The organism is Pantoea sp. Morm (assembly GCF_016643525.1).
GTDB lineage: Bacteria > Pseudomonadota > Gammaproteobacteria > Enterobacterales > Enterobacteriaceae > Pantoea > Pantoea dispersa.
This window is the reverse complement of the sequence record NZ_VOQX01000109.1, coordinates 1-13,211: the sequence shown is the minus strand read 5'-3', so window position 1 is coordinate 13,211 and position 13,211 is coordinate 1. Positions and strand designations below refer to the sequence as shown.

The 13,211-nt window shown below is 57.0% G+C and carries 9 protein-coding genes; 2 read left to right on the top strand and 7 right to left on the bottom strand.

Features of this window, described 5'->3' with window-relative positions; translation table 11 throughout:
* Nucleotides 1-150: 150 nt before the first annotated feature.
* From FT726_RS23475 to FT726_RS23450, 6 genes are all read right to left on the bottom strand, one after another.
* The gene (locus FT726_RS23475; protein WP_288424397.1) at nt 151-708 is read right to left on the bottom strand and encodes a hypothetical protein; all 558 of its coding nucleotides are present in this window, start codon (nt 706-708) and stop codon (nt 151-153) included.
* 14 nt (nt 709-722) lie between these two features.
* Nucleotides 723-3,131: a fimbria/pilus outer membrane usher protein gene (locus FT726_RS23470; RefSeq protein ID WP_288424400.1), complete on the bottom strand. Its 2,409-nt coding sequence runs from the start codon at nt 3,129-3,131 to the stop codon at nt 723-725.
* Between the two features lie 11 nt (nt 3,132-3,142).
* Complete coding sequence (locus tag FT726_RS23465) at nt 3,143-3,844, bottom strand: fimbria/pilus chaperone family protein (protein WP_288424403.1); 702 nt, start codon at nt 3,842-3,844, stop codon at nt 3,143-3,145.
* A gap of 65 nt (nt 3,845-3,909) precedes the next feature.
* Nucleotides 3,910-4,602, bottom strand: a complete 693-nt coding sequence (locus FT726_RS23460; RefSeq protein ID WP_288424406.1) for a DUF1120 domain-containing protein — start codon at nt 4,600-4,602, stop codon at nt 3,910-3,912.
* Between the two features lie 81 nt (nt 4,603-4,683).
* Nucleotides 4,684-5,376: a DUF1120 domain-containing protein gene (locus tag FT726_RS23455; protein ID WP_288424409.1), complete on the bottom strand. Its 693-nt coding sequence runs from the start codon at nt 5,374-5,376 to the stop codon at nt 4,684-4,686.
* Nucleotides 5,377-6,458: 1,082 nt separating this feature from the next.
* Nucleotides 6,459-7,061, bottom strand: coding sequence for a hypothetical protein (locus FT726_RS23450; RefSeq protein ID WP_288424412.1), 603 nt, complete (start codon nt 7,059-7,061; stop codon nt 6,459-6,461).
* A gap of 248 nt (nt 7,062-7,309) precedes the next feature.
* On the opposite strand from FT726_RS23450, the gene FT726_RS23445 reads away from it, so the two are divergent.
* Nucleotides 7,310-7,936: a response regulator gene (locus tag FT726_RS23445; protein ID WP_346303535.1), complete on the top strand. Its 627-nt coding sequence runs from the start codon at nt 7,310-7,312 to the stop codon at nt 7,934-7,936.
* 2 nt (nt 7,937-7,938) lie between these two features.
* The gene (locus FT726_RS23440) at nt 7,939-11,562 is read left to right on the top strand and encodes a response regulator (protein WP_346303534.1); all 3,624 of its coding nucleotides are present in this window, start codon (nt 7,939-7,941) and stop codon (nt 11,560-11,562) included.
* 327 nt (nt 11,563-11,889) lie between these two features.
* On the opposite strand, the gene FT726_RS23435 is transcribed toward FT726_RS23440, so the two are convergent.
* The coding region (locus FT726_RS23435) for an autotransporter outer membrane beta-barrel domain-containing protein (protein WP_346303533.1) at nt 11,890-13,211 on the bottom strand (1,322 nt) is incomplete at its 5' end.

Sequence of the window (13,211 nt, the reverse complement as noted above, 5' to 3'; positions counted from 1 at the left end):
GCACCGCTGGCAACCAGCAGCGCCAGCGCGCAGCTGTAAGAGAGAGGGGAAAGTCGGAAGTGTGCCATGTCTGTTCTCCTTTTTATGGCGTAAAAAAACGGGCGCATCAGTGCGCCCGTTGCGGGAATGGCGGAGCGGTGCAGCGCGGAGTTAGCGCAGCAGCTCCAGGGTCAGTCGTGCTTCGTTGTCGGTTTGCAGCGCCACGCGTGATGCGCTCTCCGGCAGCAGTGGCACAATTTCCAGCTGCGCGGTAAAGGCTTTCCCTTCCACCACATTGCCGTTCTGCACCGCGCTGAACGGCTCGCCGGGACGCAGCAGCAGGCTTTCGCTGCTCTGGCCACTTTGCTCCTGAAGCAGCGCGACCGGCTGGCCGTCGAGCCGCGCGTCGTACAGCCGCAGCCGCACGCTGCCGTGCTCACCCCAGCGCAGTGCGCCATCCAGCGCGCGATCGCCACGCAGTGCCAGTTTCATCGGCTGGCTATACGGACACACCACGCCGAGCAGCAGCTCGCGTTTGCCGGGCGAAAGCTGACCGCCGCCAGCGTCCGTCAGCTGATAGCGCGTCTGGCGACCATAGTTTACTTCCTGCGTGCCGAGCGACAGCGAGCAGGGCGTATCCTGCGCCACCTGGGGCAGTGTAGGCAGGCTGGCCAGTGCGTTCTGGCACAGCAGCAGTGTCAGCCCGAGCGGGTAAAACAGATGCTTCATCTTCTTCTCTCCTGTTAGCTGCACTGCGCGCTGGCGTTTTCAAACAGTCCGGCGTCCTGCGGCTTTGCGGGCAACTTCAGATCGAAGCTGCAAATAGTTTTGCCGCCCAGCTGCACTTCCATGCGGCCACCGTCACCGGCATCGGAAATAAAGATGCTGCCGTCGCTGCCCACTGCCGTCACGAAGTTATCTTTGGCGTCGAACACGCTGGCGCCATACGGCAGGACTTTGCCGACGTTATCCTTCACGTCGACCAGTACGCGGCGGCTGCGTACGATATCGAACGCCAGATAACTCACTGACCCGCGTGCGGCGCTGGTTTCCTGTACGCCGTTGGCGATATCAACGTTCTTCTTCAGGCTGCGTGCATCAATCTGCACCTGAGAACGGCGATAGCTACTGAGTGATGGAATGACCGCATAGCCGCGTCCGTCCGTCCAGGTTGGGCCGCCTGGCGTATCCAGCCGCACGCCGCGCTCGTCGCCAACTTTGGCAATGCCGAAGGTATCGCCGATGCGATACGGCGACAGCGTGACGCCACCGCCGTGCACCACTGCGCCACCGCTGGCACGCAGCGACCAGCTGGTGCTGTCTTCCGCGTAACGGCTCAGGCTGCCGCTCAGCTGGCTGACCGGCGTCACCATATCCATACCGGCGCTCAGGCTGTCGCGCTGCTGGCGGAAGTCGCGCTCGGCCGACAGGCTCCAGCTGCGATCCTGCGACAGCCGGTCGTTGTAACGCGCACCGGCACGGGCACCATTTTTATCGCTGTGGTTGAGGTAGCTGCTGACGGTTTTTGAATCACCAAATGGCACATTGAGCGCCATATAAACGCGCTGCTCTGGCGTGTTGTTGCGTCCACCACCGCTGCGTTCGACGTTGAGGCTGAGGTAAGCGCGGTCAAACGATTTGCTCCAGCCGCCGCGCAGATACGAGATGCTGTCGCCGTTAAACGTGCGGCTGCGTGCCCAGCCGAGTGAGAAAGTACCGACATCGCCACCGGCCCAGCTGATGCCAGCGCCAATCTGGTCGCGGCTGCTGTAATCACGCTGACGACGCTCATTCTGCTGCGCATCGCCCATATCGCTGTAACCCTTGCTTTGGGTGGCGGCGTTGAGACTCAGGCTGATGCGCTCGCTGACTTTCTGGCTCACTGCGCTATACACCGACACGCCGCGATCGCCGTGGCGCGCATCCTGGCTGGCGGTGATTTGCAGCTGGGTTTGCGTACGGTTGAACGGCTGGCTGTTGAGGCTGATGGCGGCGGCGCGCCACTGCGCGGTGGTCATCAGACCGGCGGTGAAAATATTGCGCGCGTTCAGTTCCCAGCCGCGCGACAGCGTGGCCACCCACGGCGAACCGGCGTTGCTCGCCAGCTGCGTCATTTTACCCACGCCAATCGACAGGCCCGGTGCGCTGCCGCTGCTCATTGGCAGCGACGCAGCCGGCACCACGAACTCCTGCTTATTGCCTTGGGTATCCGTGAGCGTTACCTGCAAATCGTTGCGGGTATTGAGCAGGGAGAAACCCTGCAGTTTGAACGGACCGGCCGGCACGCTGGTGCTGTACACCAGCACGCCCGCCTGGCGTACTTCGACCACCGACGCGCTGTTCGCGATGCCTTCCACCAGCCCGGCGCCGCCGCGCTTCTCCAGACCGAGCTCAGGAAAAAGCTGCACCCCCAGCACCTGGCCGGTGCCGAACAGCGAGTTTTGCAGGTTGATCTGGCCCACCTGCAGCACCTGTTTAGTCTGGGTAAAACTACGCTGGGCATAGGCACCCTGATGGTTGAGTGAGACTTCACCGTTGAAGCGCGATACCGTCTGACGGCTGCGCACAATCCAGTCGCTGACGTTAAATCCGCCTTCCAGCCCAACCTGCATGAAGTTGAGCCCGGCGTTTTTGCCAATCGAATCGAGGTATTGCGCGTCGTAGCTCAGCATGCCGGCGGCACCGCCGTGCTGCCAGCTATCATGCTGATCCGGCGCGGCCAGCGCCTGTTGTGGCACCAGCAGCGACAGCCGCTCTTCGCCAGGATCAGCGCTGATTTCCGCCTGCTGCCAGGCGCTTTTCAGATCAAAACAGCCGTCGTCGCTGACGCCGCGCGGCACCAGCAGGCCGGCGGCTTTCAGGAAGGTGCGATCGATACAAGGCTCGCCCTGCTCATCGAAGGTGACTCGCACCCGACCGCGTTCAGCGCCGTTGACGCGCAGTGCCACCGTGGTCGCGCCGGGCAGGAAGCGCGGCGCATTTTTAAACAGCGCCGCAAGTTTCGGGTCGATACCGCGCGCGGCCAGCGCGGCGCTATCAAACTCCAGCTCCTCAGCACCGTAAGCGGAGAAGCAGCAGAGCGCCGGGAACAGTACCGCGCACAGCAGGCGCGGGCGCGGCAGCAGACGTCGTGTCGTGTTAATTCCAGGCACGGCTCACTCCATTAGCGCGCGAGCGGCGCGTCGTAGGTGTCGACGCTGTAACCCCAGGTGGTGGCCGGAGAGATGCGTACCTGTTGTGCATTTCCGGCTTTTTTGCCGTCCTGCGCCGTCAGGGTAAATGTCTGGCCCGGCAGCACGTAGCTGTTCGGCAGCATGTAGACGTTGCGGTTGGGCAGCGTCTGCACCGCCTGGTTCAGGCGCACCACGTACGGTGAGTCATTGCTGACGGTCAGCTGGTCGCCCTGCATTTTCCAGTTCAGGCGTTTCCACGGTGCCATCTCTTTGGCCAGACCGGCCGGACGGATGATCACCGGCAGGTTCTGCCGCACCGTCATGCGCACTTCGCTGGAGTCTTTTTTCTGCGGCGGCACGCCTTCCACCACCACGCGCTTCAGGCGTTCGGTTTTCAGCGGCTCTTTGGTGGTAAGAATAAAACGTACGCGCTGCGATTTGCCCGGCTCGACGCGCGCCGCCGGCGGCGTCACGGTCAGCAGCGGTTCTTTATCGTCTGGCGTGTCCTGCAGCGTGGTCAGTAGCAAAACGGGGGTAGCATCCGTATTTTTAATATTAATCGCCCCTTCACCATCGCTTTGTTCAACAATTACTACTGAGCTATCTGGCACCATACCGGTGGCAAATGTGGAAGAGTATGGGATTAGTAAAGCAGCAATGAGCAGCCAATAACGTAAAGTTGAGTTAGACATAATTTTCTCCCGGCTAAAAATGAATAAAACATTAAAAATGGCCGGAGGTTTTCCGGCCTTTACTTTTAGAGGTAAACCATTTCCAGAGTGGTTAATCCATCCAGCTTGATTGGTTTGGAAATATCAAGTTCAGAGGATTTGTTTAAATATGAATATACATTAATAGTTGCACTCATGGTTTCAAATGAAGATGGGATCGCTTCTTCACCGGTGTACCAGGTATCAAATTTAATTCTTCCTTGGTTATCATAAATTGAATTGTTAGTGCTTTTAGACCATGCTGTTTTATCAAAACTTGAAGATACATTAGCAACTACACCATCTAGTGTAACGTTACTATAAGTTAAAGCATAAGCACCGATACGTTTTTCACCGTCGAGACCGAATCCTACAAAACCAGCATAAGAAGGAGATCCAGGCTTGATAAAACCATTGCCTGAGCCCGCTGCGCCCTCTGCATTATAATATACTAATGCTGAACCCTTGCGGCCACTGATTGCGCTCAAGGCAACTTTTGCTGGTGCAGTACATGCAATCGTTAGGCTAATTTCTTTAGCTGGCAGAGCATTATAATTATCAGCAGATAAGCCATTGGCAGCGATTGTGCCATAGTCTACCGTTCCATTGCCGCTTAAGTTAGGTGTACACGCTGCAGGAGATATTGCACCAATAACACGCATGTCGGTACTTTCCGCCATAGTCGCGAATGAGGCAGCCATAACTGCTACTGCGCAGGCATTTTTTATCATCTTTTTCATGGTTTATTTCCTTATTGATTATTTTGATTGTGATTATTTGAGTTGTTGTTTCTTAATGCAGCTAGCTGATAACTTATAAAGTTACAGGTAAACCAGTTCGATTGTCGTCAAACCATCAAGATTTACTGGTTTGGTAAGATCGAGCTCTGAAGACTTATTCAGATAAGTTTTCACCGTCAGCTTGGCATTCATATTTTCAAAAGAAAGTGGCGCGACGTCAGTACCGTTACTCCATGTGATGAAATTGTCATTGCCACTAGCCTGATAAAGGCCGTTTGCATTGCTGTCGGACCAGGTCTGCTTATCTTCGGATTTAATTGGCCGACCGTTGACACCGTCTACTACTACATCGCTCACTACCACGCCGTAGGCACCAATTTTTTTCTCGCCGTCCATGCCCAAACCGGCCACGCCGAAGTCGGCTGACTGACCCAGATTCACCAGCGGTTTCGCTGCGCCGTTAGTGCCTTCGGCACCATCTGATAAAGTGGTATTTTTACGTCCGCTAACCGCTTTAATCGCCACTTTTGCAGGTGCATCACACACGATATTCAGCGTGGTCTCTTTATCCGCTAGGACGGTATAATTGTCTTTACTGAGAGACGCTGGCGCGATAGTACCAAAATCAACCGTACCGCTACCGGCAAGCATCGGCTTACACGCTGGCGGAGTAATCGTTCCGATTACTTTCAGCTCTATGCTTTCAGCCATTACGTTGGCCGAGGCCGCCAGCACAGCGAGGGCGCAGGCGGTTTTCATCATTTTGTTCATCATGGTTTATTTCCTTCGTTGTGTTTAATAACCTTCTTCCCTGATAAATAAAACGGAGAAGGCGATGGGCATTATCCCGATAGTGTGCTGGGTTAATGTCCTTTAAAAATAATGTGGCTGTCTTCTCTTACAGGCTATTAGTGATAACAGCGCAGGTAATCAGATTATTGCTTTATTATCTTTTAGCGGTGTTGCTGCTAAGCGATGAAGTTATAATAGAGCGAAAGTTCCTGTGTCACTATGCGAATGTTCATCGGTGTTCTGTAGTCCCTGTCTTAAGAATTAAATTAAAAAATGTCTGAGACAGTGGTTAATATTTTAAAGGTTACGTGTCAATTAAGACCGGTCTGTAATTTTTATTATCCTGCGAATTAATGATTGTGTAATTATTTTGCCGCGCTGTTTGGTGCGCGGTGTTATTACTGCGCTGTCCAGGTGCGCATGAATGCGCACCCTACGGATTTATAACCGCTTTGCGACGTGCGGTTTATTGCGTGAATCTGGCTGTCGCACCGCTGTCAATTGCGCAATAAATTGCGCCGCTACGGTTGGTGCGTGTTGTTATTGCTGTGCCGTCCGGGTGGCAGAGTGTGCAGTCGCGCCGGTTGCAGCGGTTTATGGCTGCGCCATTCATGTGCCCGGTTTCCAGACCGCAGGTGTCGTAGCGGCATTATGGCTGCGCCATTCAGGTGCCCAATTTGCAAATCGCAGGTGTCGTAGCGGCGCGATTTATCGCGCGAGTCCGCCAGCCGCAACGCGGTAGATTGCGCAATAAATTGCGCCGCTACGGTTGGTGCGTGTTGTTATTGCTGTGCCGTCCGGGTGGCAGAGTGTTCAGTCGCACCGGTTGCAGCGATGATATGGCTGCGCCATTCAGGTGCCCGGTTTCCAGACCGCAGGTTTCGTAGCGGCGCGATTTATCGCGCGAGTCCGCCAGCCGCACCGCAGTAGATTGCGCAATAAATTACGCCGCTACGGTTAGTGCTCGGTTTTATTGCTGCGCTGTCCTGGTGCGCATGAATGCGCACCCTACGAATTTATATGTGCTTTGCAACATGCGGTTTATTGCGGCGCTTTCCTGCTGCTTAAATCGGGCGGCGGCCGGTGCAGGCCAGCATCGCGTTCAGCGAGGGAAACCCGCTGCGCGCCAGGCTGTTGACCTTGCTGCGGCTAATCTCACGCGGGTGCAGGCCCATTTCACGCGCAATGCGTGCTGGCTTCATGCCGCGTAGCAGGGCGCACATTACGCGTTTTTCGCGTGCCAGCGCATTGCGGCCCGGTGCGGCGTAATCGTAGCGCGACGGTTTACGCTGCAGCTGCTGGCCAATGCTGCGCTGCAGTACCTCAGCCCGATCGTTTTTGCTCATCACCGCAGAGAACCCGGCGGCCACCAGCGTCTGACGCATCGGCTCGGTCTCTTCATCCAGCAGAATCAGCGTATGGCCTTTAAACCACTCGGGAATCAGCAGCAGCTCGGCCAGGCCGGCGGCGTCACGCGGCAGTTCGGTAATCAGTAAATCGGCGTGGTTGAACATCAGCTCTTCCGCTACCGTTTCCGGCGCAATCTGCAGCGTTTGTACGCTGCAATCCTTCAGCGGCTGGCACAACGCACGTAAACCGGTCAGTGCAAAATGGCAGCTGAGCGCAATAATGATTCTCTTCGGCTTATTATCACTGCCTGCTTTCACTGGAATCTCCTTTCCCATATTTACGCCCTTACATTTAAATACAACTCATATTGTTCGCAGAGTAATTAATTCGCGATGGTCAGATCTTACGATTAAATTACACACAGGGATATGGGAATGTTCATCGGTGGTGTGTAGGACGCGACCTACGTTTTGTTATTTGATTGTGGTTGATTCAGGGTTGAATTTATTAGTCTAATAGTCAGGTAATTAACTTTTCTCTTTAAGGTCACGTCAGGAAATAAAACATGGCGAAATTTATTGTCGTCGACGATCATCCTATGGCCCGCATGGCGGTAAGCTTTCTTCTTGAAAAAGAAGGGCATAGTATGGTCGCCGAAACCGATGATGGTTATGAAGCGCTGCAGCTTATCGATCAGCATTATCCGGATATCGTGGTGATGGATATTGATATTCACTCGCTGAACGGCATCGAAGTGGTTAAAGCGCTGCGTGCTAAGAGTTTTCCGGGTATTATTATTATCGTCTCAGGTAAGAATCAGAACTTTTATGCGGTACAGAGTGTGCGCTGCGGAGCGAATGGTTTTATCAGTAAAAAGGACAATTTGCCGGAAATCATCACCGCAATCCGTGCAGCGCAAAGTGGCTATGGCTACTTCCCGCTGGCCGGTATTAATGTGCCGGCGGAAGAGAATCACATCCACTCTGACAAGCAGCTGCTGGAATCGCTGTCGCCGCAGGAATTTCAGGTGTTCACTTATCTGTTGAAGGGGCTGGATAACATGCGCATTGCTAACCGTATGAATCTCAGCAATAAAACCATTTCTACCTATAAAAGCCGTTTGCTGGATAAACTGCAATGCAAGAGCCTGCGCGATCTCTTTGCCTTTGCCAATCGTAACCATATGGAGTAGCGATGCTGCGCCTGGCCACCCTGTTACTGCTGTTACTAAGCCCGCTGCTGGCGGCCCAGCCGCAGCCCGAGATTTTTCAGTTGTTCAGCCGTGAAAAGCTGGCACCGTTGCACGTTGAGTTGAGCGATGACGAGTGGCGCTGGTTACGCATTAAACATGAACTACACGTGGCGGTGTGGGCACCAGAAATTCCGCCTTACCTGATTTTTCAGGAGGCGACGGGCAGCGGGAATAGCGTAGAAGGCATTTACGCCGATTATCTGCAACTGCTGGCGCGTAACCTTGGTGTTCAGGTGGTGATAGTGCGTTATGCCAGCCAGGCCGCGGCGGTGGAAGCGGTGAAAAGCGGTACGGCGGATGCGCTGTTTACTTCACCGGGCCGGGAATTGCGCGACGCTGCGGCCTTCAGTGCGACAGACAGCTTTTTGATCAATCGGCCGGTGGTGATTGCTACCGAGCGGCGGGCCTCACAGCCGGTGCCGTACGATGCGCCGCTGCGCCTGGCGATGCGCGATGATTTCCTGACAGATCCTGAAATTAAACAGCATTTCCCTGACGCCACCATCGTGCGTTATCCCTCCAGCCAGGCGGCGCTGGAGGCGGTAGCCAGTGGCGAAGCGGACTATGCGCTCGGCAGCCTGCAGGCGGCGACGTTTTTGATTGAGCGCAGCTATGTCAATCAGCTGGCGCTGGCCGCGATTTTGCCGGAAGACGCGCTGTACGGCAGCCGTCTGGTGGTGAAAGCCGACAATCATCCGCTATTAAAGGCGCTAAATGCCGCTATCGCCGCCATTCCCGGCGAACAGCATCGGTTGATTTCGCGGCAGTGGACGCAGCGCCCGGACGTCTGGCGCCTGCAGGAGCCGCTCAGCCTGACGCCGCGCGAGCAGCAGTGGCTGCAGCAGCATACGCAGGTGAAGGTGGCGTTCAATCCGTTCTCCGCACCGCTGGCGCTGCTGGATGAGCAGGGTGAATTTCAGGGCATTAGCGCCGATCTGCTGCATCTGATCCAGCTGCGCACCGGGCTGTTTTTTACCCCGGTGCCGGCGTATTCGTGGCGTGACGGCGTACAGCAGCTGGAGCAGCATCAGGTAGCGATGCTGGCAGCGGTGGCACAGGATAGCGGCCATCAGGAGGCAGTGCGCTTTACCCGGCCTTACCTGAAGGTGCCGCTGGTGCTGCTGGTGCCGGACCAGCCTGATGCGCCGCAGGCGCTCTATCCCGGCATGAAGCTCAGTATCGTCAAAGGCAATCCGGCGCGTCAGGCGCTGCTGGATCGCTTCCCCACGCTGCAGCTGTCTGAAGTGGATAACGCCAGCCTGGCGCTGCAACTGTTGCAGGAGGGCAAGGTCGCCGGGCTGATCGATAACCAGCTGAGCGTGAACACGTTACTGGCGCGCTACGCGCAGCAGCCGCTGAAGATCGTGTCGCGTCTGGCGCTGCCGCCGGTGGAGCTGAGCTTTGCCGTCAGCCGCGATCAGCCGGAGCTGCTGAGCATTATTGATAAAGCGCTGGCCGACATTCAGCCGAGCGAAATCTCGCTGATTGCCAGCCGCTGGCAGGGCACACCGCAGACCACGCGCACCACCTGGCCGCTGTACCGCGCGCAGTTTTACGCCATCACTCTGCTGACCGCGCTGCTGCTAATCGCCTGTCTGGCGTGGGTTTACTATCGCGGCAAAGAGGTGAAGCATCGCCGTCGCGCAGAAGCTGACCTGCAGGCCGAACTGCGCTTTCGCGATGCGCTGCTGAATGGCCTGCCAACACCGGTCTATGTGCTGGATCGCAACTGGAACGTGGTCAGTGCTAACGGTGCGTTTCAGCGCTTTTTTGCCGGCGTCGACGCGCAGCGCCTGAGCTTTTCGCTTTACGATCAGCGTCATCCGCTGTCGCCGCTCATCAGCAAACTCTATCCGCTGATGAGCCCGGAAGCGGTCAACGATCCGGAACTGGTGGCGCTGGCGCACAACAGTCTGTGGGGCGATACCGCCCAGGATCTGGAAATTGAGATCGAGAACGGCAGCGAAGCGCGCATGGTGCACCACTGGGCGCAGGAGCAGCGCGATGCGCAGGGCAATATCACCGGGCTGATCTGCGGCTGGCAGGATGTTACCGCCTACGAACTGCTGATGCTGGCGCTGCAGGCGGAGAAAAAGGTGGCGGATGAAGCCAACCGCGCCAAGAGTTCGTTTCTCGCCACCATGAGCCACGAGATCCGCACGCCGATCAGCGCCATCATCGGGCTGCTGGAGCTGGAAGGTCGCAAACAGCGCGATAACGAAGCCATTCAAATCGCCTACGAGTCGGCCAACACGCTGCTGGGGCTGATTGGCGATATCCTCGACATGGCCAAGATTGAGAGCGGTCAGCTGGAGCTGATGCCGGAGTGGGTCAGCACCGAGCAGCTGGTGCTGCCGGTGGTGCGGTTATTTGACGGCATGGCCAGCGGCAAAAATCTGACGCTGCACTATCACAGCGACACGCCGCCGGGGCTGGAAGTGTTTATTGATGCCGCGCGCTTCCGCCAGGTGATCGCCAATTACATCAATAACGCCATCAAGTTTACCCACGAAGGCGGCGTGGAAGTGCGGGTGATCGGCCATGAGTGGGAAGACGGTTCGCTGGAGCTGGAAATTGAGATCGAAGACAGCGGCGTGGGCATCAGCGCTGCCGATCAGGCCAAACTGTTTCAGCCGTTTGCCCAGACCGAAGAGGGACGCAAGCAGACCGGCACCGGCCTTGGCCTGGTGATCAGCGCCCAGCTGCTGGAGAAGATGCAGGGCACCATGAACCTCAACAGCCAGCCGGGACGCGGCACGCTGATTCAGCTTAATGTAATGATGCCGGCACGCCGGGCGCGCAAGCTGCTGGAGAAAACCCGCGTGGCGCGCAGCCGTGCGCTGCCACAGCTGAATATTCTGGTGGTCGACGATCATCCGGCCAACCGCCTGCTGCTGCGAAGCCAGCTCAGCGAGCTGGGCCAGCAGATCAGCGAAGCCAGCAGCGGCGAAGAGGCGCTGGCGCTGCTGGCGCATCAGGCGTTCGATCTGATTATTACCGACTGCAATATGCCGGGCATGAGCGGCATCGAACTGACGCAGACCCTGCGCCGCAGCGGCAACGCGGTGAAAATTTTTGGCCTGACGGCGAATGCGCAGTCGGACGTGCGCGTGCGCTGTCTTGAAGCGGGCATGAACGCCTGCCTGTTTAAGCCGCTGAAAATTGACAAGCTGGCTGAGCTGCTGAGCAGCAACGAGCCGGCCGCCGAAGTGCCGGCGCTGGATGCGCTGCTGTCGCTCGAATCGCTGCGCGCCATGGTGTATCACGACGATGCGATGGTGGCGAAGATGCTGGAGAAGGTCGGCGAGGAGAGCCGCAACGATATGCAGCAGTGCTGGCGTTATTTTGATGCGCAGGACTGGCCGGCGCTGGCCTCGTCGCTGCATCGGTTGGGCGGATCGGCGCAGATCATTTATGCCGGCGAGATCGACGATCTGTGCGGGCAGATCGAGCGCGCCTGCCAAAGCGCTGAAGATCAGGAGGTCATCCGCGAAGGGCTTCTCCTGCTGGAAGAGAAGCTGGACACGCTGAACCAGTCGGTAGTGCATTATTTGCAGGCGTCGTGATGGCGCGGTGCGGTAATTGAAATTGCACGATAAATCGCGCCGCTACGGTTTGTGCGACTGGATAATGCAGATATCCCTTCCATGTGTTGCCGCTGATAACCGCACGGATGGTAGCGGCGCAATTTATTGCGCAATGACGTTTATCTAAGAAAACATTTCCATGCCGGTGCGCATGAATGCGCACCCTACGATGCTGTGCAACCTTGCCACAGATGCGCATGAATGCGCCTGACGACAAAACATGTCCCGCATCGTTGTAGGGGCGCCATTTATGGCGACCAAACCATCCATCGCCAGCCATTCACCACCGCTTCCCTTATTATTAATTTAAAACGCCACTTTCACTCCGCTCAGCACATTCCAGTCGCTCACGCCGGGGCGATCCAGCCGCTGCTGCACCTGCAACTGCGTGCCGATCTCGACGTTCTCATGCAGCTGCCAGCGGACGTAACCGCCCAGCTGGGCGCTGTGGCGGGCGCGCTCAATCGGCAAGCCGCGCATATCGCCGGCATCCAGCGTATTCTGCCTGCCGCTGTGCCAGACATAACGCGCCTCCAGCCCAATCTTCACTGACGACAGCGGCTGATAATCATACTTAACCCCGCCAGCCAGGCTGAACTGCGGCGCCAGCTGATAGTTCACCTGTGCCCCCTGTTGCTCGGTGAAATCCGCAACATGCAGCCACTGCACACCGGCTGCGGCCAGCGGCATCAGGCTATGCGCATCCTGCTGCCAGCGCCAGCCGGCTTCTGCGCCGATATTGCCGCTAACGGTGCTGATCCGCGCCACTTCACCCTGGGTTTCATGGCGTAAGGTGCCGCGATAATGCGTCAGCCCCAGCGGTATCTCCAGCTGCCAACCCTCAGGCGGCTGAATGCCGATCAGCGCATTAATACCCTGGGTTTGCATACGCAGCTGGCTGCGCCCGGCCGCCGTATTCGACAGCATAGTCGCTACGCCTTTGTGCACGCCCGCACTGAAGGCCAGCGGGCTCTGTTCCGCTTCAGGCGTCCAGCGCGCACCCAGCATCCAGCCCTGATAGCGGCTGGTGGCATCGCTATCGCCCTGCGCACTGCGATAACGCTCGCCGCCGCTATAGCCATACACAAACAGGTTGTGATGATCATCCATGCTCATCTGTTGGGCAGCGAAGTGGAAGCGGGTTTGCATGGCGTCGTTGAGGGCATACAGCATGTTGGGCAGGGCGAGGTAGGTCGGGATTTGTGGCGCAGGTGTGAGCTGTGGCGGTTCCGGCTCAGGCGGCGGTGGCGGCGGCAATATGACAGTTTCGCCTTTACCGGGGTCGGGTATCGGAGCCACGATGCCAGGATTATTAATATTCGGCAATCCTTCATCTTTCTCCCCGGTCAGGACCATGGTCTGTAACCGGTAATACCACAAATGATGGCTGTTATTGCCGGCCAGCACATTGGATCGCACCAGGCCCGAGGTTGCCGGATTGATCTCATCAAACCACGAGCCGCGGGCGATAATTTTCCCAAGCTGTTTAATCCCTTCGCCAGTCTGGCGGCTGACCTGCGCAAGCAGCGGCAGCTCAGGGATTTCCTGGGTTGATGGACCATGAAAGGATTCCGGTGGATGCGGAATATTCGCAGCGTTAACGTTATTATTTTGTGATGTGGAAAATG

Excerpts from the sequence above, each read along its gene's own strand:
- FT726_RS23475 (WP_288424397.1), bottom strand. The coding sequence starts at position 708 with ATGAAGCATCTGTTTTACCCGCTCGGGCTGACACTGCTGCTGTGCCAG.
- FT726_RS23465 (WP_288424403.1), bottom strand. The coding sequence starts at position 3,844 with ATGTCTAACTCAACTTTACGTTATTGGCTGCTCATTGCTGCTTTACTA.
- FT726_RS23440 (WP_346303534.1), top strand. The coding sequence starts at position 7,939 with ATGCTGCGCCTGGCCACCCTGTTACTGCTGTTACTAAGCCCGCTGCTG.
- FT726_RS23445 (WP_346303535.1), top strand. The coding sequence starts at position 7,310 with ATGGCGAAATTTATTGTCGTCGACGATCATCCTATGGCCCGCATGGCG.
- FT726_RS23460 (WP_288424406.1), bottom strand. The coding sequence starts at position 4,602 with ATGAAAAAGATGATAAAAAATGCCTGCGCAGTAGCAGTTATGGCTGCC.
- FT726_RS23455 (WP_288424409.1), bottom strand. The coding sequence starts at position 5,376 with ATGATGAACAAAATGATGAAAACCGCCTGCGCCCTCGCTGTGCTGGCG.